Genomic DNA, 23,079 nt, shown 5'->3' on the forward strand with positions numbered 1-23,079 from the left:
AAAATGATATTTCTTTGCTCTACGATAACTCCAGGGTTATGAGTGAGCATGCTCGACGCACGCATCAAGTTCCGCCATCTACAGACCTTTGTCGAGGTTGCGCGCCAGAAAAGCGTGATCAAGGCGGCTGGCCTGCTGAATATCAGCCAGCCGGCGGTGACCAAGACGATCCGCGAGCTGGAAGAGGCGCTCGGCGTCGCCGTCTTCGAACGCGACGGGCGCGGCATCCGCATCACCCGCTACGGCGAAGTCTTTCTCCGCCATGCGGGTGCTGCACTTACGGCCCTCAGACAGGGCCTCGATTCCGTATCGCAGGAGCGTTCCGGCGAAGCGCCGCCGATCCGCGTCGGCGCGCTGCCGACAGTTTCCACACGGATCATGCCGCGGGCGATGGACTTGTTTCTCAAGGAGGAGACCTGGAGCCGCATCAAGATCGTCACCGGCGAGAACGCCGTGCTTCTGGAGCAGCTGCGCATCGGCGATCTCGATCTCGTCGTCGGCCGATTGGCGAGCCCCGACAAGATGACGGGCTTTTCCTTCGAGCACCTCTATTCCGAACAGGTGGTCTTCGCCGTCAGGGCCGGCCATCCCTTGCTCTCCGACAGGCAATCGCTGTTTGCCGATCTCAACCGCTACACGATCCTGATGCCGACGCGCGGCTCGATCATCCGGCCCTTTGTCGAGAGCTTTCTGATCGCCAACGGCGCCGGCGGACTGCCCAACCAGATCGAAACCGTTTCCGACTCTTTCGGCCGCGCTTTCGTGCGATCGAGCGACGCCATCTGGATCATCTCGGCCGGCGTCGTTGCCGGTGATGTCGATGACGGGCTGCTGGCACTCCTGCCGATCGACACCAGCGAGACGAAAGGACCGGTGGGGTTGACTGTTCGCACCGACGCCATCCCCACCCTTCCCCTGTCGATCCTGATGCAGACGATCCGGGAAACGGCGAGCGAGGTTGCCGGCAAGCTCTAAATTCCGTTCAGAACGGAAGGCCGACATAGTTCTCCGCCAGGGCGGTCGAAGCGGCGCGCGAATGGGTGAGATAATCGAGCTCGGCCTCCTGGATCTTCTGGTCGAAATCGCTGGTATTGGGAAAACGATGCAGCATCGTCGTCATCCACCAGGAGAAGCGAACCGCCTTCCAGACCCGGGCGAGCGCACGCACAGAATAGGCATCCAGTCCGGCATTCGAGCGATCCTGATAATGCTCGGTAAGACCCGAAAACAGGTAGTGCACGTCGCTCGCGGCGAGGTTGAGGCCCTTTGCGCCGGTCGGCGGCACGATGTGTGCGGCATCGCCGACGAGGAAGAGACGGCCGAAACGCATGGGTTCGGCCACGAAGGAGCGCAGCGGTGTGATCGATTTTTCGAAGGATGGCGCGGTGACCAGGGCCTCGGCATGATTGGCCGGCAGGCGACGGCGCAGCTCATCCCAGAAGCGGTCGTCGTTCCAGTCCTCGACCTTCTCGTCGAGCGGGCACTGGATGTAATAGCGGCTGCGCGTCATCGACCGCATCGAGCATAATGCAAAGCCGCGGGGATGATTGGCATAGATCAGCTCGTGGTTGACCGGTGCCACTTCGGCCAGCACGCCAAGCCAGCCGAAAGGATAGACCTTCTCGAAACTGTGGACCGATTTTTCCGGAACCGATTTGCGACTGACGCCATGAAAGCCGTCGCAGCCGGCGATGAAATCGCAATCGATGCGATGGGAAGCGCCGCCCTTCTCATAGGTCAGATAGGGCGTATCGCCATCGAAGCCGTGCGGCTGGACATTGGCAGCACCGTAGATGGTCGCAGCACCGCTTTCCTCGCGACGAGCCATCAGGTCACGGGTCATCTCCGTCTGGCCATAGATGACGACCCGCTTGCCGGCTGTGAGACCGTGAAGGTCGATGCGGTGATCGCGGCCGTCGAAGGCGAGCGAGAAGCCGTCATGCGGCAAGCCCTCGGCATGCAGGCGTGTGCTGGACTTCGCCTCATCCAGCAACCGGACGGTGCCCTCCTCAAGGACGCCGGCGCGCACGCGGCCGAGAATGTAATCCTTGCCGACGCGATCGAGAATGACGTTGTCGATGCCGGCCTCCGCCAGCAACTGGCCGAGCAGCAGCCCGGACGGCCCCGAACCGATAATGGCGACTTGAGTGCGCATCGTCTCCTCCCACGCGTATTTCTTGCCTCAAGTCTCTCCGGCGCACGGTCAATCCGCAATGGACATTTCGGCCATGAAATTGCACAAATCGAACATAGCGAGGGAGGAGAGCCGTGACGAAGACTGTGCCGACCTATGAGCTCTACGGCGAAAATACCGGCCGAAAGCCGGATTTCTGGCTGCATTGCGAGACGATTCCCTCCCGCAGCAGCCTTCATCATTGGGAGATCCGCCCGCACCGGCATGAGAGCTTCTTTCAGATCTTGTACATAGATGCCGGATCCGGCGACGCCGTCTTTGACGGAATTCCCCACGCCATTACGCCGCCGGCCGTCATTACCGTGCCGCCACGCGTCAATCACGGCTTCCGGTTTTCGCGCGATATAGACGGCTTCGTCATCACGGTGCTGATCTCGCATCTGAAGGCATCTCCGGGCGATCGCAGCCGGCTCGGCGCATGGCTTGCCGATCCGCATCTGACCTTGCTCGATATGGCCAACGAAGATGCGGCTCATGTCGCCGGCACACTGAAACGCCTGGGCGAAGAATTTGCCAGCCATCGCAATGGCCGCAACGATCTGCTCGATGCCTATCTGACGTCGGCCTTGCTGCTGACGGCTCGGATCGCTCAGAAAGCCGATGAAGGATCAAGCGCGGGCGATGAGGGTGAGCGCCGGATGGAGATGCTGCAGGGCCTCATCCAGCGCCACTTCCGTTCGCACAAGCCGGCTGCCTTCTATGCCGAAAGCCTCGGCATCTCGCCGGCCCATCTCAGCCGCATCGTGCGCAGCCGGACAGGGCACGGTGCGCACGAGCTGATCACCCGCAAGCTGCTCGACGAGGCCAAGCGCGAATTGGTCTTTACCTTCGCGACCGTTCAGGAAATCAGCTATCGCCTGGGCTTTGCCGACCCCGCCTATTTCTCCCGCTTCTTCGTCAAGCAGACCGGCCAGACACCTCGCGCCTGGCGCATCGAAGAGCGGGAGAGACTTGGGATGTGAGCAGAAAAAATCGGGCAACCATCCGTCCTCGTGGTTCGAGACGGCCCTTTGGGCCTCCTCACCATGAGGACTGATCATCTCGCTCTGCGGCCGAAGAGCAGCAGTCTCGTAGAAAAACAGGCCTGCTCCATCCTCATCCTGAGCTTGTCGAAGGACGAGGATGGCCCCGAGGTACCTGAAGTTTAAGGCAGCACCAGCCGCAGCGCCTTTTGCGTTTCCTTCAGCAGCGGCAGAAACCGTTCCGCCATGTCGGACGCAGCGACATAGGCGGCCGGTGCGCCGATATTGATCGCCGCCACCGTCTGGCCGCGATCGTTTTCGACCGGCACGGCAATCGAGCAGAGGCCTATTTCCAGTTCCTGGTCGATGACGGCATAGCCCTGCGCCCTCACCCGGCGGAACTCCGCCATCAGCTCCTCCGGATCGGTCTTGGTATTCGGCGTATTCGCCTTGAGGTCGGTCCGCGCGAGCACCGAGCGCGCCTCGCTTTCCGGCAAGGCGGCAAGCAGGACGCGGCCCATCGAGGCGCAGAAGGCCGGAAGGCGGCTGCCCGGTGTCAGGTTGATCGACATCACCCGGCGCTGCGAGGCGCGCGCGATATAGACGACGTCCGTTCCGTCCAGCACCGAAGCCGAGGCATTCTGCCCGGCCCGCTCGGCAAGCTGATCGAGATGCGGCTGGATGATGATCGGCAGCGGCGTTGCGGCAAGATAAGCATGGCCGAGCCTGAGGATCTTCGGTGTCAGCGTGAAGAACTTCCCGTCATAGACGGCATAGCCGAGCTCGGAGAGCGTCAGCAGCGAGCGGCGCACGGTGGCGCGATCGAGCCCGGTCAGCTTCGATGCTTCGGCAATCGTCAGGCGCTGACGCGTCTCGCCGAAGGCCTCGATGACTTTCAATCCTTTTGCAAAGCCGCTGACGAAATCTGTTTCGCGCATAATACCCTCCAAACCCCACGTGATTTTGTGCGATATATGAACAAATATCAAATAACGCACAAATTATTTGCCGTCCAGTCCCTGCTGATCTATTCGAAGAGAAGAGGACGGATCGTCTTAGTCCGCCGACGATGGCAAATGGGAGAATCCGCATGGACAAGACAATTGCGAGCACGGCGGCCGCCGTCTCGGACATCGGCGATGGTGCGATCGTCATGATCGGCGGCTTTGGCGGCTCCGGCGCGCCGATCGAACTCATTCATGCGCTGATCGACAAAGGCCCAAGAAATCTGACCGTCATCAACAACAATGCCGGCAACGGTCGTATCGGCATCGCCGCCATGATCGATGCCGGCATGATCAGGAAGATGATCTGCTCCTTCCCGCGGTCATCCGATCCGCGCGCTTTCACCGATCGCTATCTGGCGGGAGAAATCGAGCTGGAACTGGTGCCCCAGGGGACTCTTGCCGAACGCATCCGTGCCGGCGGCGCCGGCATTCCGGCTTTCTACACTCCAACCGCCTATGGCACCGAACTCGCCAACGGCAAGGTCATCGCGGAATTCGACGGCCGCCATTATGTTCAGGAGCGCTGGCTCAAGGCCGATTTCGCTATTGTCAAAGCACAAGTCGGCGACGCGCAGGGCAATCTCATCTACAACAAGGCCGGCCGCAACTTTAATCCGCTGATGTGCATGGCTGCGACCAGGACGATCGCGCAAGTCGCGAAAATCGTCGCCGCCGGCGAGCTCGATCCCGAGCACATCGTTACCCCCGGCATCTTCGTCAACGGTGTCGTGGAAGTCGCCGATCCGCAACAAGAGGAAAATCTCATTCGAGCCGGAGTGGCCTACGCATGACCATCGACACACGCGAAGACATCAAACTCTCCAACGCTCAGATCGCCTGGCGCGCGGCCCAGGACATCCAGGATGGCGCCTATGTGAATCTCGGCATCGGCTTTCCGGAAATGGTCGCCCGCTACCAGCCTCCGGGCCGCCAGGCGATCTTCCACACCGAAAACGGCATCCTGAATTTCGGCGAGCCGCCGGCGGAAGGCGAGGAAGATTGGGATCTGATCAACGCCGGCAAGAAGGCTGTCACACTGAAGCCGGGCGCCTCCTTCTTCCATCACGCCGATAGCTTCGCCATGGTGCGCGGCGGCCATCTGGATGTCGCGATCCTCGGCGCTTACCAGGTGGCGCAAAATGGCGACCTCGCCAACTGGCGCGTCGGCACCAAGGGCGTGCCCGCCGTTGGTGGGGCCATGGACCTGGTGCATGGCGCCAAGCAGGTTTTCGTCATCACCGAACATGTGACCAAGGATGGCAAGCCGAAACTGGTGGAAGCCTGCACCTTCCCGCTGACCGGCGTCGGCTGCATCACCCGCATCTATACGAGCCATGCGGTCATTGATATTGCCAAGGATGGTTTCGTCGTGCGTGAAAAACTCGCTGCGATGACGATGGACGAGCTGCAGGCGATGACCGGCGCTCCCCTCCATACCGATCGCCCCGTTGCCGACCTCGTCGTGCCGACGCTTTAAAGCGCTGCGTGATCTTTCAGATTCGCGCGATATGCTTTAAGCTTATAATATTTCGCGGGTCGTTATCGCAAAACCGCCGCACACATTTGCGCGACCTGCAGTAGGGAGAAGACTATGACCGAAGCCTTCATCTGTGACTATATCCGCACTCCGATCGGCCGTTTCGGCGGATCGCTTTCCTCCGTCCGCGCCGACGATCTCGGCGCCGTGCCGCTGAAGGCGCTGATCGAGCGCAACCGCTCGGTCGATTGGGAAGCCGTCGACGACGTGATCTATGGCTGCGCCAACCAGGCGGGCGAGGACAATCGCAACGTTGCGCGCATGGCAAGCCTGCTGGCCGGCCTGCCCATCGCAGTGCCCGGCACGACGATCAACCGGCTTTGCGGCTCGGGCATGGACGCCGTTATCGCGGCGGCCCGCGCCATCCGCGCCGGCGAGGCTGACATCATGATCGCCGGCGGCGTCGAGAGCATGTCGCGCGCGCCCTTGGTCATTCCCAAGGCCGAAAGCGCCTTTTCGCGCAATGCCGAAATCTATGACACCACCATCGGCTGGCGCTTCATCAATCCGCTGATGAAGAAGCAATATGGCGTCGACTCCATGCCGGAGACCGGCGAGAACGTCGCCGAGGACTACAAGGTCACCCGCGAGGATCAGGACGCCTTTGCCGTTCGGTCGCAGGCAAAGGCCGCGACAGCGCAGGAAAACGGTCGGCTTGCCAAGGAAATCACGCCGGTAGCGATCCCGCAGCGCAAGGGCGATCCGGTCGTCGTCGGCAAGGACGAGCATCCGCGCGCCACGACAATGGAAGCACTCGCCAAGCTCGGCACGCCCTTCAAGAAGGAAGGCGGCACGGTGACGGCCGGTAACGCCTCCGGCGTCAACGATGGCGCTGCCGCACTCATCATTGCCTCCGAAGCGGCAGCGAGGAAATACGGCCTGACGCCGATCGCCCGCATTCTCGGCGGTGCCGCCGCCGGTGTTGCCCCGCGCGTTATGGGCATCGGCCCGGTTCCCGCATCGCGCAAGCTGATGGCCCGGCTCGGCATGCGCCAGGAACAGTTCGACGTCATCGAATTGAACGAAGCCTTCGCCTCGCAGGGGCTTGCCGTGCTGCGCGAACTCGGCATCGCCGATGACGACGCCCGCGTCAATCGCAACGGCGGCGCGATCGCGCTTGGCCATCCGCTTGGCATGTCCGGCGCCCGCATCACCGGCACCGCCGCCCTGGAGCTGAAGGAAACCGGCGGCCGCTATTCGCTCTCGACCATGTGCATCGGCGTCGGCCAGGGAATTGCCATCGCCCTCGAACGCGTCTGATTTTTCCCGATCGGCTTTGGTCCGTCGCTGCATGGGCGGCGGGCCATGCCCGCTGCCCGGCCCCGGATACCGGGCGCAATTACCGACGCCATCGGGAACGGCAAAGGCTCTGGCGCGTTTTCCTGCTGCTCAGTGGGATCGATCCATGCCGTCACGCCAGAAACTCCTAAAGTTATTTTCTTCAGGCGCACTTACCCTTCCCTTTGCCCTCATCCTGTTGCTATCGATCGCGCAAATCGCCTTCGCAGCCGAAGGGCAAAAGGCCAGCCACGCCTCCGAAGGGCTGTTTCTGGTGCAGATCGTTCTGCTTGTCGTATCAGGCAGGTTGCTCGGCGAATGGATGGTGCGCATCGGCCAGCCGTCGATCATGGGCCAGATCATCGCCGGCATCATTCTTGGCCCCTCCCTTTTCGGCTTGGCTTTTCCACATGTGCAGGCAAGCCTCTTTCCAGCGGACGCAAGCCAGAAAAACATGACCGATGCGATCGGTCAGCTCGGCATCCTCTTTCTTCTGCTGCTCGCAGGCATGGAAACCGATCTCGGCCTGGCAAAGCGCATGCGCAAATCCGCCGCCGGCGTCTCACTGACGGGCATCGTCATTCCCTTCGCCGCAGGTTTCGCCCTGGGGGAGCTCATCCCGGACGCCTTGCTTCCTGATCCCGAAAAGCGGCTGGTCACATCTCTCTTCCTGGGCACCGCGCTTTCCATCTCCTCGGTGAAGATCGTCGCCTCCGTGGTCCGCGAGATGGGCTTCATGCGCCGGAACATCGGCCAATTGATTGTCGCCTCCGCCATCATCGACGATACGATCGGCTGGGTGATCATCGCCATAACCTTCGGCCTTGCCGAAAAGGGCACGGTCGATCTCACAACTTTGGCGACCAGCGCGATCGGCACGCTGGCCTTCATGGCCGTCAGCTTCACCATCGGCAGACGGATCGTCTTTGAAATCATCCGCTGGACCAACGACAATTTTCGCAGTGACCTGCCCGTGCTCAGCGCCATCGTCGCGATCATGGGCACGATGGCGATCATTACCAACCTCATCGGCGTCCATACCGTGCTCGGCGCCTTCGTCGCGGGTATTCTCGTCGGTGAATCGCCGATCCTTACCCGCCAGATCGACGTGCAGCTTCGCGCATTGACGACGGCGCTGTTCATGCCCGTCTTCTTCGGGCTGACCGGCTTGCAGACCGATCTCACCGTGCTCGCCGACCCCTCCATCCTGTTGCTGACGGCCGCAGTCGTCGTTATCGCCAGCATCGGCAAGTTCGGCGGGGCCTTCGCCGCCGCCAAGATCAGCGGATACTCGAGATCAGAAGCCCTCGCGCTCGGCTGCGGCATGAACGCCAGGGGATCGACGGAAGTGATCGTCGCGACCATAGGCCTGTCCGTCGGCGTTCTGGACGAGAAGCTGTTCTCCGTCATCGTTGCCATGGCGGTTATCACGACGATGGCGATGCCGCCGACGCTCCGTTGGGCACTGGCACGCCTGCCGCTGCGCGAGGAGGAGCGCGACCGGCTCGAGCGCGAGCAATTCGAGAGCGAAAGCTTCCTGGCGAATTTCGAACGCATCCTGCTGACCGTCGACGGTTCGCAAAGCAGCCGTCTGGCGACCTGGATCGCCGCCTTCTTCGCGGTAACGCGCAAGATGCCGGTCACCGTTCTGGACATCCGCGGGCCGAAGGATGCCGAGAGAGAGCCGGAGCCGGCAACCGCGACAGCACAACCATCGCAAGGCCGGCCCATTGCCGACGATCTGCGCCAATATGCAACCGCTTTGTTGTCGTCGGCGCCGCCTGATAAGGAGATGGCCGCCGAAAGCGATATCCACGTCACGGTTCGGGAAAAGGACGGTGAACTCAAAACCGTCCTGGCGGATATATCGGGCGCCGGCCACGACCTTCTCTTCACAGGCATCGAACCTTCGATGGGAGAGGACGGTCGCTTCAGTGACGCCCTACAGGTCATGACTTCAGCCTTCAAGGGAACCTCCGCCATCGTCACGGCGCGGGGCGCGCTGCCGGAGCGGCCCCAGGACCTGCGAATCCTGCTCCCTGTCAGCGGCACGGAGCGCTCCGTCAGGGCTGCGGAATTCGGGCTCGCCGTCGCCAAGGCGGCGAACGCCCATTGCGCCCTGCTGCTGATCGTGGAACCGCGGCAGGCGAAAGCCATTCAGCGGATCAGCGATCACGGCAGCGATAATTGGGATGTTCTGAAAACGGTTGGAGCGATTGCCGATTACTATGGCGTGAAGATCGAAAAAGTCGTTCAGCAGGGACCTTCGCCCGAGCTTTCGATCCTGCGCCATGCCCGCGGCGGAAAATATAATCTGATCGTGCTTGGTGTGAGCAAACGGGCGAGCGGCAGCCTATCCTACGGCGGCGTCGCGGACACACTCCTGCAAACGGCCGACAGGTCATGCATTTTCATCGAAACCGATCTCGCAAATGCCCCGGTTGTTACGACTAGCGCCGGATGACTTTAGGTCTATTCGACCTAAAATCTGAATCCGTACGCGAAACAAATAGGGCGGGCATGATGTCGTCCGAAACCCGCGTACCCTTTTCGGCATCAAGCTCCAGGAAAGGCCAGTCCTGCAGGTTCAGGCAGACGATATAGTTTCGGTAGATCTCGGAGAGGTTGACGCTCATCGCGCTGCGGCCTTTGCGGTGACGCTGAGACCAGCTCCGGCGCTCAGGCCGATACCTGCCAGCGCCGATGTCCCGCATGCCTGACCGCAATCGGATGCTTGAGCGGCGGCGCGGGCCGGCCGATATGGTATCCCTGAACGGCATCGATGCCAAAGGATTTGACGAGATCGAGCTGCTCTTCGTTCTCGACCCCTTCGACCAAGATGCGATGCCCGCGATTGCGCACCAGGCCGATGATGTCTTCCAGAAGGATCTTGGCACCGTCGCTATTTGCCGCGTCGTGAAGAAACGATTTGTCGATCTTCACGGTTTCGAAATCCATCAGGCGAAGCCAGGATAGACCGGCAAAGCCCGTGCCGAAATCGTCCAGCCAGAATTTGATGCCGAGCCTCTTGAGATCCTGAACGCTGTCGAGCACGTCGGGGCGTATTTCCATGTCGACGCCCTCGGTGATCTCGAACGCAAGCCTGTGCCCGGAAACGCCGGTTTCGGCCAGGATGGCGGCCACCTGCGCTGCAAAGCCTGGAGCACGCAATTGGATCGGAGAAACGTTGACGCTGACCGTCTCGACGACGTCGCGGGATAGCAGCTCGCAGCACGCCCGCCTGATCGCCCAGTAGCCCAATTCGATGATGGCTCCCGTTCGCTCCGCTATCGGAATAAAGATCGCGGGGGAAGAACTCGAGCCATCGAGCAATTGCAGGCGCATCAGGGCTTCGTAGGCGCCTATTTCTCCCGTCTCGAGATATTGGATCGGCTGATAGACCAGAGAGACGAGATTCTGCTGGATGGCGATCTTCAATATGGCCGCGATGTTCTCGCTCGCGTCCCCACCCGGAAGCTCGTTCGGATCGAATATCCTGGCGCAGTTGCGGCCGCTCGCCTTTGCGGAATAAAGGGCGCGGTCGGCTTCATTGATGACGTTTTCCAGCTTCGTGCCGGCCATGTCTCTCGTGACGGTCGCCCCGACGCTGACGGTGACATGCCGGAAGCCGTCGAGCCGCTGGGCATGGACGATATCGAGCGCCTCGATCCCCTGGCAAATGGCTTCCGCCAGGGCCAGCGCGTCCGATCCGCGCTCCAGATCGAGTATGACGATGAACTCTTCGCCGCCATATCGTCCGACTGTCGCACCCAGGGGGGCCACAATATCCGACAGGGCATTGGCGACGGTGATGAGGCAATGGTCGCCTTCCTGGTGCCCGTAATAGTCATTGTATTTTTTGAAGAAATCGACGTCGACCAACAGGACCGCAAATGCCACGCCATCCTCGTGCCAGCGCTCCCAGAACTGCTTCAGCCTTATATCTGCTGCCCGCCGGTTTTCCATTCCGGTAAGGGGATCCGTGATGGACAGGCGCAGAAGTGCCTCCCCGCGTTCCGTCGCCTGGCGCTGCTGCAGTTCGGCTTCTCTGGCATTGAGGAAGACGTTGAAGCGTTCCTTGTTCAATTTCCAGTTCACATAGGAGGTGAAAACGAAACAGCAGAGGTAAAAGGTCGTAAAGGCCAGGCAATAGGCCGGGCTGTAGTGAAACTCCGCGAGCGACAGCAGAAAGATCGCGAAGATCAGCCCCGATGACGCGACGGCCAGAGCGAATTCGAGACTGAAGAAGAGGTTGACGCCCATCATGAAAATGGCGCCGAAGGCAGCATAATAGGAAAAGGCCTCCGCATTGACGGTCTGCAGCGTCGGCACCAGCCACACGACATATCCGAAGACCACGGCGCCCGCGCATGTAGCCTCAAGCTCTCCCGCGCGACGCTGGCGCGCAAACTGGATCTCCAGAATAAGGAGCGAGGCGCCGCCGATGAAAAAACGCGCCGGAATCGTCACATGAGAGACGTCGGGAGTGAATATCAGGTCGGTTACCAGGAAAAGAAGATAAACGGGCACCGCAAGCCACAGGCCGCTGCGAGCCAGGACACGACGCGCCTCGTTGCCGTAGTCCTTGTAGAGCGCACGAAGCTCGCCTGGATTACTCATCAAGCGAGCCTCCCTCCAGCCAAGACCGCTTTCTCCCGACAATCGACGCATACTCATCATCACCCAAGTTAGCCGAGACTTCATGTCCACCGCGTTACCTTTGCGTCGCTCGACTGAATAAATCACTCGGTTCACCAAGGCGGCTAATTTGATCCGTTTGATAACGACAGCGTTGCCGCAGCGACATTAACAAAACCATAGCGCTCAATTTTTATCTGAGATATGGTTTGCGGAGTGTTCACGGACTCGTTTAAAATTGAAACAATTTCAAACTGCTCTTGATGGCTATAGCCTCGTTACCGCGCAATCCATCTCCGAACATGCGAGATCGTCGGGTAACAATCTTACAACCGAACAAATTAAAGAGGGCGAAGCCGAACTCGCCCTTATTCTCTCATTGACACAGCAGGCATTTGAAGCGAGCGCGCCGGTTCAAGGCATCATGAAAGCCTTGACTGAGCGCCTGCAGGTGTTGAAGAACAAGGTGACGCCCCTGACCTGGACGCATCTCGCCTCCATTGCGCAGACGCATCCGGCTTCATCCTTCCTGCTTCAGGACCCTTTGACCCGATGGTCCTTCGAAAAGCCGCGCGGTTATAGTGGCGATGCCTACCTGCTTGACTTCATTTATGAACATCCATCTGTTGCCGCACAGGTGGAAGAAGCCTCGGCGCTCGGCGCCGAAGTTTACGATTTCACCCGGCGTGCCGCCTCCGCCGTCGCGGTGCGGGAGAGGCGGGATCTTCTGGCGGCGCATGTCGATACGGTGGCCGAGAAGAACGACAAGGCTGAAATCCTGGCGATTGCGGCTGGCCACCTTCGTGAAGCGGAGCGTTCCCAGGCTCTGCAAAGCGGCAGGCTCAAGCGCTGGATCGCGCTCGATCAGGATCCCGTCAGCGTCGGGACCGTGAGCTCGGCCTTCCACGGCAGCTGCGTCGAAGCGATCAACGGCTCCGTTCGCACCATCCTGGGGCGCGCGCAGAAGCTCGGCACGTTCGATTTCATCTATGCGGCCGGTCTTTACGACTATCTTGCCGAAAGCGTCGCCGTCCGGTTGACGGAGCGCTGCCTGCAGATGCTAAAGCCAGGCGGCAAGTTCCTTCTCGCAAATTTCGCAAAGGATATCGGCGTCGAAGGCTACATGGAAACCTTCATGAATTGGCCGTTGATCTGGCGAACGGACGAGGATGTTCACTCGATCATCGACAAGGTCAAGCATCCGGTCACGGATGTTTCGGTCACGCGCGGTGAAAACGGCGGCGTCATATATGCGGTCCTGACCGTGTAGCCCGCGAAAGCAATGCAATTGGCTAAGCCGCGTTGCGGCTTGGCCGGCAAAGACGGAATAAAGCAAAGAGCAGAAGATAGACCAGCATGATGGCTGCGAAGGCGGCGGATGTCGCCGTGTCTTGCGCGAAGACCTGCTTGCGCAGCATATAACCAGACGCCAGAAACGGCGCGTTCCAAACGACTGCGCCGAAGAATGTCGCGATGGCAAAGCCGGGTGCCGGTATGGCAAGCACGCCTGCGGGAAATGCCATATAGGCCCTGATCACCGGAATGAGCTGACCGACAAACGCCACCCATACCCGATGACGGCGGCAATGACTCTTCAGTCGCCAATACCACTCGTCCTTGATATCCAGATGCCTGCTCATCTTCATCACGAAGACATCTCCACGTGCAGCCCCCAACCATCGACCCATTCCATACCAGAACAACGAGCCTGCCGTTGAACCTGCAGCCGTGATGGCAATTGCGGCGGGCAGATCGCTGGAGTTGGTAACGCTCAACATGCCAAGCATGATGAACATGCCGATGGAAGGTATAATGGGTAGAAGTTTCTCGACCGTCGAACACAGCACAAGGCCAAGCAATCCCCATGAGGCCAGATCCGGCACGATACCCAATAGATCGGACGGATCGTTCATCTGCCGGCCACCGCACGAGGAAGCGGCTTGCGCCGGACGATCTTGTAGACCCTGGCGGGCGGAAAGTTGCGCAGCACCTGGCCATGCAGCGTTGCCTTGAAGCCGAACCGGTCGAGCAGCCGATACGGCACGGGACAGCGAACGCCATATGTGAACTGGTAGAGTGCGCCGCCTTCGCGCAGCCTCGACGAGACACCGGTCAGAATGGCGATGGCTGCCTTCGGCGACATGTTCAACAACGGCAGCCCGCTGATCGCAGAGCCGAACAGCACGCCTTCCGGCAAATCGTCAACGCCCAGCCGAGCCGCATCGGCGCAGACAACGCGAGCGGTGGGAAACCGCCGCCGAAGCATGCTGGCGAAATTATCGGCATACTCCACCAGCGTCAGATCCCTTTCGCAGACGCCGCGTGCAAGCAGGGCTTCCGTGAAGACCCCCGTTCCGGGGCCAAGCTCCAGAACGGGTCCAGCCGAGGGATCAACTTCGCTGGTGATGAGATTGGCCAGTATCGTGCTGGAAGGAACTATCGCACCAACCATTCGTGGATTGGTTAGCAGAGTTCGCAGAAATAGCGACGTGTTCGACATGTGTTCCCGCCTAAGAGAGATTCGCCTGCGCGGCAGGCCTTTCCTAGGTGGAACCGATTGCGGGAACATTGCACCGGAAGGTGCGCGACATCACCTATCTGTTGCAGGGAAGCTCAGCCGGAAAGCCGCGCCGCCGGTCGGTCCCTCCAGGAGGGCAACCCGTCCGCCATGAAGTCTGGCAATTTCCTGGACGAGGTTGAGCCCAAGGCCGAACCCCTTGCCGTGTCCCTGGAGACGATAAAACGGCTCGAAGATGCGGTTTCGCTCCCCCGGGGGAATGCCGCGGCCTTCATCGGCGACGGTAATGCCGGTCGCACGACCGACATGGACTGTTATCCGGCCGCCGCGGCCGCCGTGCTGGATCGCATTCTGCACGAGATTGGCAACGGCTCGCTCAAGCGCTGCCCGATCGCCGAGAATTTCAACCACGTCCTCATCCTTGATGAAACATGGCTCGTAGTTGGCGGCAATGGCGAGCGGCGCCAGCTCGGAAACCACATGCTGCGCGACTTCGACAAGATTGATCGCAGCCGGCTCGAAACGGTGATTGAGGCGCTGAAGATCGAGAAACTGCTCGGCCAAGGTCGCAAGGCGCACCGTATCCTCGAAGATCCGCTCCTTTAACGGGCCAGGCGGCAACCCATCAAGACGCGTCTGCAAGATCGCGACAGGGGTCCGCCACTCATGGGCAAGATGAGCGAAAAGACGCTTCTGTCGCTCATAACCTTCGTCCAACCGGCCGAATGCGTCGTTGACGGCTTCGACAAGCGGCAGGATCTCTCGCGGAACGTCATCCACCGGCAGCCTAGTGCCCTGACGATTGATGTCGATCTGCCCAGCGCGGGCAACGGCTGAATCGAGCGAGGAAAAGGCGCGACGGACGACCAACGGCGCCGCAACGAACGTTGCGATCGCCGTTACGATGAGAAGCGGCAGAAGGGCGCTGAAGAACACGATGCCCATGGCCATGACGATCCGAACAGTCGATACGCTGCCATCGACGCCCGTGAGCACCTGCACTTCGCCGGCCGGAGATCCTACCCATTGCAGCCGCGCGGCGGGCACGGCGCTTCCGCCGAGATTGCTGCCGAAGCGGGCCTGCCCGATGCCATCAAGCGAACCGCCGATATTCGCATAGGCCGGCGGAACGCTGCCATAGGCTATCATGGCACCGCCGCGATCCCGCACGACGAACCAGAGACCCGGCAACTCGGTGTGCCGTGCTGCAAGCGCCGGCGTCTCCTTCAGCATCAGCGTGCCATTCCGATGCCGGGCGATCGACCGCGCGATGGCGTCGATGGTTTCGTCTTCCGGCTGGAGGGAGATGAAGCTGCCGGTCATCCAGAGGGCGGCAACGATAAGAACCGCGAGAACAGTCAGAAAAATCGCCTGCAAGGCGGACAGGCGCAAAACGAGGCGCCATCGCAAGGAAGGCTGGCTGGCGCTCATGACGTCCTTCGCATGAGATAGCCGATGCCGCGAACCGGATGAATTTCCAGGCCGGATTCCATGGATGCGAGCTTGCGGCGCAAACGGGAGACATGTGCGTCCAGCGTGTTGGACTGGATATCGTCCGCGAAGCCATAAACAGCCTCTTCCAGTGCGTGGCGCGGCACGGTGCGCCCAATGCGGCGCGCAAGCGCTTCGAAGACAAGCAGCTCCCGGCGCGGCAGTTCGAGCCGTTCGCCATCGATCAGCACATCATGGCAGCCGAAATCATAAGATAGCTTGCCGAAGCTCACCACCTCGCTTCGCACATCACCCGGGCGGCGCATGATGGCACGCAATCGCGCCAGCAGCTCCTCCATGGCAAAAGGCTTGACGAGATAGTCGTCGGCGCCAGTATCAAGACCATCGATGCGGTCGTCGAGTTCGCCGCGCGCGGTCAACACGATCACCGGTGTTCCAACCCCGGCCGCGCGCAGCCTCGGAACGATCGAAAGCCCGTCTCCGTCCGGAACCTGGCGGTCGAGAAGGATAACATCGTAGGAGAGACTTCTCGCGGCCTCCTCGGCGTCGGCCAGCATCGATACGTGATCGACGATGGCGTCGCGAGCTTGCAAGGCGGCGCTCAGCGCAGACGCCATTTCCGGCTCGTCCTCAAGCAACAAAATCCGCAATGGCCACCTCTCTCATCGAACAACTGTATTGTATTAGGCGGATTGCGAGAACATTGCGGCGACAATCTTATGCGTCAGCGTTACGGCTGCAGAGACCGCACTCCGCCAGCCATCGAGCAGAACGATGTGGTCAACGATCATCGTCCACGCTACGGCAGGGGAGAACATCTGTTGCCCTCCCCCGCGCTAATGGCGGTGAAACCATTTTATTGGTAACCGGCGGCGCACGGAACCATTCTGGTCTGCGCCGCCGATCATGCTTTTTATACCTCGGATGCTGTCGGCCAAGGATCTTTCCGAGCCCGTTTCGATCGGCGGAATAGGATGCAGCGCTCGTGCCCATCCGTTCCAACCTAACCGAAGCGGCGCAGGTGCAGGGCCAGGGGATTGAGAAGGCTCCGTGTGTCCTCCCGTTCCGGCAGACCAATGTCACGAAGCTGATGATTCGAAAGTTCGGATACCTGCGCGCGCGTTTGCCGCTGCCTCCAGATGACGAGCAGCAGAGCGCGTGCGGTCCTCCAGACACCGAATTTCTGGCACAGTTCGTCGACCGTTGCCGTCAAACCTTCAGCAACTAAAAATTGTGAATGCGTCATTGTCCTTCCTGGCGCAATTACGCAGCCAGGTCCTCTTGAAGCTTGACCGGCTTCAGGAGCAAGCGCGCAAAGCGTGCGCGGATTCTTTCCCTCGGCAAGTCATAGTGTGGTTATTGGAAAAGTGCCTAAACGGCCGGAGATAAAGCTTTATTAGCTTTAAATAAAAGCTCGTCGCGTGGCTGGCATGATGCATACCGAACCAATAACGAGCATTCCGCCGGAGACGTATGTAAACATTTGTGTATGATGCATGTCACGCCTCCTCTGTCTGATTTGCGGATGAGCATATAATACGCGAGATCTAGGGATCGGCAACCCCACAATTTCGAATTGCAGGAATCCTGAGCGTGGTGTTGCGCGGACGCAACAGCTATTTCGGTGTAAAGTGCGGAGACACGGGGGGAGAATAGGTCAGCAAAAACTTTCGTTTGCAACGAAGCTCTGCGCCAAAGCGCCGCTAGAACGAATTGACGATGCCGCCGCCGGTGCGCATCTGTTGAACCATGATGTGGGCATGATAGTGCATAGCGCACTTAATCGCATAGATTTGCAGGACGACCGGGGAGCGGCGGTGCCGCAAGAGGTTGAGAAGCCGCCGGCGATAGACGGCGCGCAGATCCGCCTCCTTCACGCGACCCATCAAGCGAACGAAAATTCCGACCGCCTCCAGCGCCCATGTTGCGTTGAGAGCCAGGAGACGCAGGGGATGACGACGAAGATGGCGTAAGCGGGTGCTTTCCGGTTCGATGCGAGCATCGATGTAAAGTGCATCCAGCCGGTCGAAATAAGCCGCCGGCTGATGCAGATCGCTGAGGACGGCAAGATATCCATCCCGCAACGTTTCGCGCGAAAGATTAAGGGGAATGACGTTGGTGCCGAAGGCGGGCGGATCATCATGATCGAGCCTCCCTTCCTTGGCGAGACGCGTGTAGAGCGGCGTCTTAGGGATCGCCGCCAGCATGCCGATCATGGCATTGACGATGCGCGCATCCTTGATGAAGACACGCTGCGCCTCGAAGATGGTCGCATCGTCGCTGTCGAAGCCGAGGATCATGCCGCACCAGACTTCCATGCCCGTCTGCTGGATCGTGTGGATCTTTTCCAGCATCGTGCCGCCCTTGCGCAGATTCTGCAGCTTCTTGGTTTCGCGCAGCGCCGCCTCGTTCGGCGTCTCGATGCCGATGAAGACGACGCGGATATTGGCGTCGACCATCAGCTGCATCAGCTCCGCATCATCAGCCAGATCGATCGACGCTTCCGTCAGAAACGTCATCGGATAATGATGCCGCTCCTGCCAGGCGACGACATCGCGCAAGACTTCCTTGATCGCCTTCTTGTTGCCGATCAGATTGTCGTCGACGATGAAGGCCGTGTCCATTCCGGCGGCCAGCAAGGCCTCCATCTCGGCGATGACCTGCGCGCTGGCCTTGATGCGCGGCTTGCGGCCGAAAACCACGATGATGTCGCAGAAATCGCAAGTGAAGGGACAGCCGCGCGAGAACTGGATGCTGCCGACCGCATATTCATCCATCTTCAGGAGGTCGAAGCGCGGCACCGGCACCTTGCTCATATCCGTCTTGTCGGACTGCTCGTAGCGCCGCCCATGGTTGCCCTGCTGCCATTCGAGCAGGAATTTCGGCCAGGTTTCTTCCGCCTCGCCGATAAAGGAAACATCGACGAGATTGCCGAAATAGTCCTCCTTGACCGTAACCCAAGGTCCGCCGACGACGGTGAAGCAATTACGTCGTTTGAGCTCGGTCAGGATTTCCGTCATTCGGAAGCGCTGGACGATCATCCCCGTCAGCGCAACGATATCGGCCTTCTCGCACAGGCCGTAGTCTATCGGCTCGATATTCTCATCCACCAGCGTGATGGTATGTTCGGCCGGCGTCAGCGCCGCAAGCAAGGGCAGACAGGCGACCGGAAGATTGGCCTTCACATCGAACAGCGGCAGCGCGTGTTCCATGCCCCAGTAGGAGGTTTCGAAGCGCGGATTGATGATGACGATATGAGCCATTGAATATGCCGCTCCACGACTTTGCAGATCTGGTTCGGTATTGCGCTAAGCTTGTATCCCGTTCGCAGCCGTCATCGCCCGCCATTCGGCTGCGAAGCTTGGCATTGAGGCGGCTGTCTTAGCAGCCGTATATGAGCTCAACATTAAATTTCGCCCGGCCTGTGAGCGGGAGGTCGAACTCGCGCACGTTCCCGATCTCGCCGAAGCCCCGGAAAATTCTTCAGGCGCATGAATGAAAATTTTTCCGACAGCGATGTCGAAATCGACGGGAGGCGATCGTCTTTATTGCAGGCGCCGCGTGAGACGAATTCCTGGTCTTTCCCCGCGCTGATCAAGCTGGCTGAAAGGAGCTGCGAAATGAATTCGTCCTATCGTTGGGTGATTGTCGGTGCCGGTGCGCTGATGACCTGTGTGGCGCTCGGCGCGATGTTTTCCTTGGCGATCTTTCAGGTGCCCATTGCCGCCGACACGGGCTGGTCGCATGCCGGCATCGCGGCCGCCATGACGCTGAATTTCCTGACGATGGGTTTGGGCGCCTTCGCCTGGGGCGCCGCAAGCGACCGTTTCGGTATCCGTATCGTGGTCACGATCGGGGCGCTGCTGCTCGGGCTCGCACTGGTCCTGGCGAGCCGGGCCGGCTCGCTTCTGCAATTCCAATTGACCTACGGCATTCTCGTCGGCCTTGCGGCCAGCGCCTTTTTCGCGCCGATGATCGCGGCGACAACCGCATGGTTCGACAAGGGTAGAGGCCTGGCGGTGTCGCTGGTGTCGGCCGGCATGGGTGTCGCGCCGATGACCGTATCGCCTTTCGCCCGCTACCTCATTTCAGCTTATGACTGGCGCTTCGCCATGCTTGTCATCGGCATAATAGCGTGGGTCCTTCTTATCCCGGCGGCACTGCTGGTGCGGCGGGCGCCCGTTCTGGCAGAGACGTCCAGCTCGGGTGGGCAGGCGCAGGAGAAGGGCCTGCCGCTCGGCCGGATCTTCCGCTCGCCGCAATTCCTCGTCCTTGGCGCCACCTTCTTTGCCTGCTGCGCGGCCCATTCCGGACCGATCTTCCATATGGTCAGCTATGCCACGATCTGCGGCGTAGGCCCGATGGCTGCGGTCAGCATCTACAGCGTCGAGGGACTTGCCGGCCTCGGAGGCCGCCTGCTCTACGGCACGCTCGCCGACAGGCTCGGCGTCAAACCTGTGCTGGTCGCCGGCCTGCTGGTACAGGCGGCAGCGCTTGCGACCTATCTGCTGGTCAGCGAACTCGGCGAGTTCTATGCCCTGGCGGTCGTCTTCGGCAGTGCCTATGGCGGCGTCATGCCGCTTTATGCGGTGCTTGCGCGCGAATATTTCGGGCCGCGCGTCATCGGCACCGTCTTCGGCGCGGTATCGATGCTCTCAAGCATCGGCATGGCGGCCGGGCCACTGATCGGCGGCTGGATATTCGATAGTTTCGCCAATTACTCGTGGCTGTTCATCGGCTCGTCCATGGTCGGGCTGGGGGCAGCCGGCATCGCCCTTGCCTTTCCGCCGATGCGGCGCCTGCAGCTGCAGCCGGCATGAGATAGGCCAAGCAGTGCGGATACATGCCCGCGACCTCCGGCACGTACGGCATAATCAACGCGGCTGACGTCAACCTTCCCGACGCCGGCCTCCGGACACGGGTCCGCCGCGATAGCGACGGACCCGATATATTCGTATTTCTTGATGCTTTACGCACAGTTTTCCATAAGCGGCAGCGGTTGCAGGCATTGCAATTTTCAATTTTTAGCCAACACTCGCAGATGCATCAGGTGCGTGATCTCCCGGAGGAGGAAATCGGGAGAGCATCCACTGGCGCGACTTTCCGCGCCCATCGGCAGGAAAGTCCTGCGGAATGTCATCATGGGGGACAAGACACCGGTCTTTTGACCATGTCCCTGGTGCAATTGGGAGGAATGATTCATGGCAACCACGTCCATGGCCGAGACGAACGGTCGAGGCATGACCCGGGAAGAGAAGAAGGTCATCTTCGCCTCTTCGCTCGGCACAGTGTTCGAATGGTACGACTTCTATCTCTATGGGTCGCTGGCCGCTTTCATCGGTGCGGCCTTCTTTAGCGACTATCCGGAGGCGACCCGCAATCTCTTTGCCCTGCTGGCCTTCGCCGCGGGCTTTCTCGTCCGGCCATTCGGCGCCCTGGTCTTCGGACGGATCGGCGACCTCGTGGGACGCAAATATACCTTCCTCGTCACCATCCTGATCATGGGTCTCTCGACCTTTCTGGTCGGCGTTCTCCCGGGTGCGGCCAGCTGGGGTATCGCCGCCCCCGTGATCCTGATCATCCTGCGCCTGCTGCAGGGCCTGGCGCTTGGCGGCGAATATGGTGGTGCGGCCACCTATGTCGCCGAGCATGCGCCTGACAACAAGCGTGGCTACTATACGTCCTGGATCCAGACGACGGCAACGCTCGGCCTGTTCCTGTCGCTGATCGTCATCCTGATCGTGCAGAACGCCCTGGGCAAGGAAGCCTTTGCCGCCTGGGGCTGGCGCATTCCCTTCCTGCTGTCCTGCCTTCTGCTTGCTATCTCCGTCTGGATCCGGCTGTCGCTCAGTGAATCGCCGGCCTTCAAGAAGATGAAAGAAGAAGGCAAGGGCTCCAAGGCGCCGCTCTCCGAGGCCTTCGGCCAATGGAAGAATGCAAAGATCGCCCTTATCGCCCTGCTCGGCCTCACCGCCGGTCAGGCGGTCGTCTGGTATGCCGGCCAGTTCTACTCGCTGTTCTTCCTGCAGAACGTGCTGAAGGTCGACGGCCAGTCGGTCAACATCATGATCGCGATCGCGCTCCTGATCGGCAGCGGCTTTTTCGTGTTCTTCGGCTGGCTCTCCGACAAGATCGGCCGCAAGCCGATCATCATGGCAGGTCTCGTTCTGGCGATCCTGACCTATTTCCCGCTGTTCAAGGCGTTGACCCATGCGGCAAATCCGGCACTCGCCCAGGCGGAGCAGACCATCCGCGCCACGGTGACGGCAGCTCCCGGCGATTGCACATTCCAGTTCAATCCCGTGGGAACGGCGAAATTCAACAATTCATGCGATATCGCGACGTCGTTCCTGTCGAAGTCATCCGTTCCCTATACGGTTGCCGAAGGACCGGCCGGCCAGCCGGCAACCGTCAAGGTCGGCGACGCAACGGTGACGTCCTATGACGCCACGGCGGCGGCTGCAGGTGCGGCGGCCAAGAGCGCCGTCTTCACGCATGACATGAACCTTGCTTTGCAAAAGGCAGGCTTCCCGCTCGCCCGCGATCCCGCCAAGGTTCCCGACGCCAAGCTCGACGCCTTCATCGCCGCCAACCCGGAACTCGGGCTGAATGCCGCAACCGTGCGCGCGGGCGACAAGACGGTGACGCCCGTTGCCGATCTCGTGAAGGCGAAATTGCTGACGGCGGATCAGGCTGGCGGCGCAACCGAGATGCCGGTCTATACCGTCGCCAAGGGCGGCGCCTTCAAGATGGTTGCCGATCCCCCGGCAATCAATTGGCCTTTGACCATCCTCATACTGACGATCCTCGTCATCTACGTGACGATGGTCTATGGCCCGATTGCCGCCATCCTGGTGGAGATGTTCCCGACCCGCATCCGCTATACCGGCATGTCGCTGCCCTATCATATCGGCAACGGCTGGTTCGGCGGCCTGCTACCGGCAACGGTCTTCGCCATGAGTGCCGCCACGGGCGATATCTACTACGGCCTCTGGTATCCAATCGCGATCGCTGCGATGACGCTCGTCATCGGCCTTATCTTCGTTCGCGAAACCAAGGGCGTCGATCTCAACGCCATCAAGTAACCGCTGGGAAGCCCGGCCTGCGCTATGTCGCAGGCCGGGCTTTTCTTCGCTTGCCTTAGAGGACTTGATTGACGCGCGTTCAGGCCCCGCAAAGCGCGTGCAGCAATAACAAGAAGGAAAAGAGCACCATGAGGCCGGCCAGCAAATGTTGCAGGATCGACCAGATGCGTCGGCTTGCGGTGAGGCGCGGTTGAGTTGCAAGGGAAGCAAGGTAAAGAACTTTGTCCATAAAGGCTCCTGGCGCATATATCCGAATGGGCGAAGCGAATGCCGTCACGATTGCGGAAATCCGCGATATCTGAGCCCTTTATGTTGTCTATAAAATTAGTAGACTAAAGGAAGAGTTTTTCGGCTCTCTTGGCATTTCGGACAAATTAAACTCACGCACTGCAGGGCGTATATTGTCTG

General features: G+C 60.4%; 20 protein-coding genes. 9 read left to right on the forward strand and 11 right to left on the reverse strand.

Features of this window, described 5'->3' with window-relative positions:
• The first annotated feature begins 48 nt into the window (after positions 1–48).
• Positions 49–975, forward strand: coding sequence for a pca operon transcription factor PcaQ (gene pcaQ / locus CCGE531_RS25830; protein ID WP_120669036.1), 927 nt, complete (start codon positions 49–51; stop codon positions 973–975).
• 7 nt (positions 976–982) lie between these two features.
• Here the strand turns inward: pcaQ and pobA are convergent, their stop codons facing one another.
• The gene (gene pobA / locus CCGE531_RS25835; RefSeq protein WP_120669038.1) at positions 983–2,155 is read right to left on the reverse strand and encodes a 4-hydroxybenzoate 3-monooxygenase; all 1,173 of its coding nucleotides are present in this window, start codon (positions 2,153–2,155) and stop codon (positions 983–985) included.
• A gap of 113 nt (positions 2,156–2,268) precedes the next feature.
• On the opposite strand from pobA, the gene CCGE531_RS25840 reads away from it, so the two are divergent.
• On the forward strand, positions 2,269–3,156 hold the full coding sequence (locus CCGE531_RS25840) for a helix-turn-helix domain-containing protein (RefSeq protein ID WP_120669040.1): 888 nt from the start codon (positions 2,269–2,271) through the stop codon (positions 3,154–3,156).
• A 182-nt stretch (positions 3,157–3,338) separates the two neighbouring features.
• On the opposite strand, the gene CCGE531_RS25845 is transcribed toward CCGE531_RS25840, so the two are convergent.
• On the reverse strand, positions 3,339–4,094 hold the full coding sequence (locus tag CCGE531_RS25845) for an IclR family transcriptional regulator (RefSeq protein WP_120669042.1): 756 nt from the start codon (positions 4,092–4,094) through the stop codon (positions 3,339–3,341).
• A 152-nt stretch (positions 4,095–4,246) separates the two neighbouring features.
• On the opposite strand from CCGE531_RS25845, the gene CCGE531_RS25850 reads away from it, so the two are divergent.
• The 4 genes from CCGE531_RS25850 (at position 4,247) to CCGE531_RS25865 (ending at position 9,442) form a co-directional block, all read left to right on the forward strand.
• The gene (locus tag CCGE531_RS25850; RefSeq protein ID WP_120669044.1) at positions 4,247–4,954 is read left to right on the forward strand and encodes a 3-oxoacid CoA-transferase subunit A; all 708 of its coding nucleotides are present in this window, start codon (positions 4,247–4,249) and stop codon (positions 4,952–4,954) included.
• Positions 4,951–5,640: a CoA transferase subunit B gene (locus CCGE531_RS25855; RefSeq protein ID WP_120669046.1), complete on the forward strand. Its 690-nt coding sequence runs from the start codon at positions 4,951–4,953 to the stop codon at positions 5,638–5,640. Before CCGE531_RS25850 ends, CCGE531_RS25855 begins: the two co-directional genes overlap by 4 nt.
• A 114-nt stretch (positions 5,641–5,754) precedes the next feature.
• The gene (gene pcaF, locus CCGE531_RS25860; protein WP_120669048.1) at positions 5,755–6,960 is read left to right on the forward strand and encodes a 3-oxoadipyl-CoA thiolase; all 1,206 of its coding nucleotides are present in this window, start codon (positions 5,755–5,757) and stop codon (positions 6,958–6,960) included.
• Between the two features lie 145 nt (positions 6,961–7,105).
• A complete protein-coding gene (locus CCGE531_RS25865) occupies positions 7,106–9,442 on the forward strand; it encodes a cation:proton antiporter (RefSeq protein ID WP_120669050.1) in 2,337 nt (778 codons plus the stop codon).
• 215 nt (positions 9,443–9,657) lie between these two features.
• Here the strand turns inward: CCGE531_RS25865 and CCGE531_RS25875 are convergent, their stop codons facing one another.
• Positions 9,658–11,598, reverse strand: a complete 1,941-nt coding sequence (locus CCGE531_RS25875; RefSeq protein ID WP_245459301.1) for a bifunctional diguanylate cyclase/phosphodiesterase — start codon at positions 11,596–11,598, stop codon at positions 9,658–9,660.
• A 442-nt stretch (positions 11,599–12,040) separates the two neighbouring features.
• Between CCGE531_RS25875 and CCGE531_RS25880 the strand changes: the two genes are divergently transcribed.
• Positions 12,041–12,886: a class I SAM-dependent methyltransferase gene (locus CCGE531_RS25880; protein WP_245459303.1), complete on the forward strand. Its 846-nt coding sequence runs from the start codon at positions 12,041–12,043 to the stop codon at positions 12,884–12,886.
• Between the two features lie 22 nt (positions 12,887–12,908).
• Here the strand turns inward: CCGE531_RS25880 and CCGE531_RS25885 are convergent, their stop codons facing one another.
• The 7 genes from CCGE531_RS25885 to CCGE531_RS25910 all read right to left on the reverse strand — a co-directional run bounded on the left by CCGE531_RS25885 (position 12,909) and on the right by CCGE531_RS25910 (position 18,849).
• Positions 12,909–13,529, reverse strand: coding sequence for a DedA family protein (locus CCGE531_RS25885; protein ID WP_120669058.1), 621 nt, complete (start codon positions 13,527–13,529; stop codon positions 12,909–12,911).
• Positions 13,526–14,068 (reverse strand): methyltransferase domain-containing protein, encoded by a 543-nt coding sequence (locus tag CCGE531_RS25890; protein WP_245459304.1) that lies wholly within the window; start codon positions 14,066–14,068, stop codon positions 13,526–13,528. Before CCGE531_RS25890 ends, CCGE531_RS25885 begins: the two co-directional genes overlap by 4 nt.
• 138 nt (positions 14,069–14,206) lie before the next feature.
• Positions 14,207–15,565 carry a HAMP domain-containing sensor histidine kinase gene (locus tag CCGE531_RS25895; protein ID WP_120669062.1) on the reverse strand — a complete coding sequence of 453 codons (1,359 nt, stop codon included), beginning with the start codon at positions 15,563–15,565 and terminating at the stop codon, positions 14,207–14,209.
• Positions 15,562–16,236 (reverse strand): response regulator transcription factor, encoded by a 675-nt coding sequence (locus tag CCGE531_RS25900; RefSeq protein WP_120669063.1) that lies wholly within the window; start codon positions 16,234–16,236, stop codon positions 15,562–15,564. The genes CCGE531_RS25895 and CCGE531_RS25900 overlap by 4 nt, the downstream gene beginning before the upstream one ends.
• Positions 16,237–16,269: 33 nt before the next feature.
• On the reverse strand, positions 16,270–16,404 hold the full coding sequence (locus tag CCGE531_RS35245) for a hypothetical protein (protein WP_281024461.1): 135 nt from the start codon (positions 16,402–16,404) through the stop codon (positions 16,270–16,272).
• A gap of 185 nt (positions 16,405–16,589) precedes the next feature.
• A complete protein-coding gene (locus tag CCGE531_RS25905; RefSeq protein ID WP_120669065.1) occupies positions 16,590–16,832 on the reverse strand; it encodes a DUF1127 domain-containing protein in 243 nt (80 codons plus the stop codon).
• Between the two features lie 457 nt (positions 16,833–17,289).
• Positions 17,290–18,849, reverse strand: a complete 1,560-nt coding sequence (locus tag CCGE531_RS25910; RefSeq protein ID WP_120669066.1) for a radical SAM protein — start codon at positions 18,847–18,849, stop codon at positions 17,290–17,292.
• A 357-nt stretch (positions 18,850–19,206) separates the two neighbouring features.
• Between CCGE531_RS25910 and CCGE531_RS25915 the strand changes: the two genes are divergently transcribed.
• Positions 19,207–20,406, forward strand: a complete 1,200-nt coding sequence (locus CCGE531_RS25915; protein WP_120669451.1) for an MFS transporter — start codon at positions 19,207–19,209, stop codon at positions 20,404–20,406.
• A 381-nt stretch (positions 20,407–20,787) separates the two neighbouring features.
• Complete coding sequence (locus CCGE531_RS25920) at positions 20,788–22,671, forward strand: MFS transporter (protein ID WP_120669068.1); 1,884 nt, start codon at positions 20,788–20,790, stop codon at positions 22,669–22,671.
• A 79-nt stretch (positions 22,672–22,750) separates the two neighbouring features.
• Here the strand turns inward: CCGE531_RS25920 and CCGE531_RS34410 are convergent, their stop codons facing one another.
• Positions 22,751–22,900 (reverse strand): hypothetical protein, encoded by a 150-nt coding sequence (locus tag CCGE531_RS34410; RefSeq protein ID WP_162944008.1) that lies wholly within the window; start codon positions 22,898–22,900, stop codon positions 22,751–22,753.
• Positions 22,901–23,079: the final 179 nt, after the last annotated feature.

The sequence above is a fragment of the Rhizobium sp. CCGE531 genome (assembly GCF_003627795.1).
Lineage (GTDB): Bacteria > Pseudomonadota > Alphaproteobacteria > Rhizobiales > Rhizobiaceae > Rhizobium.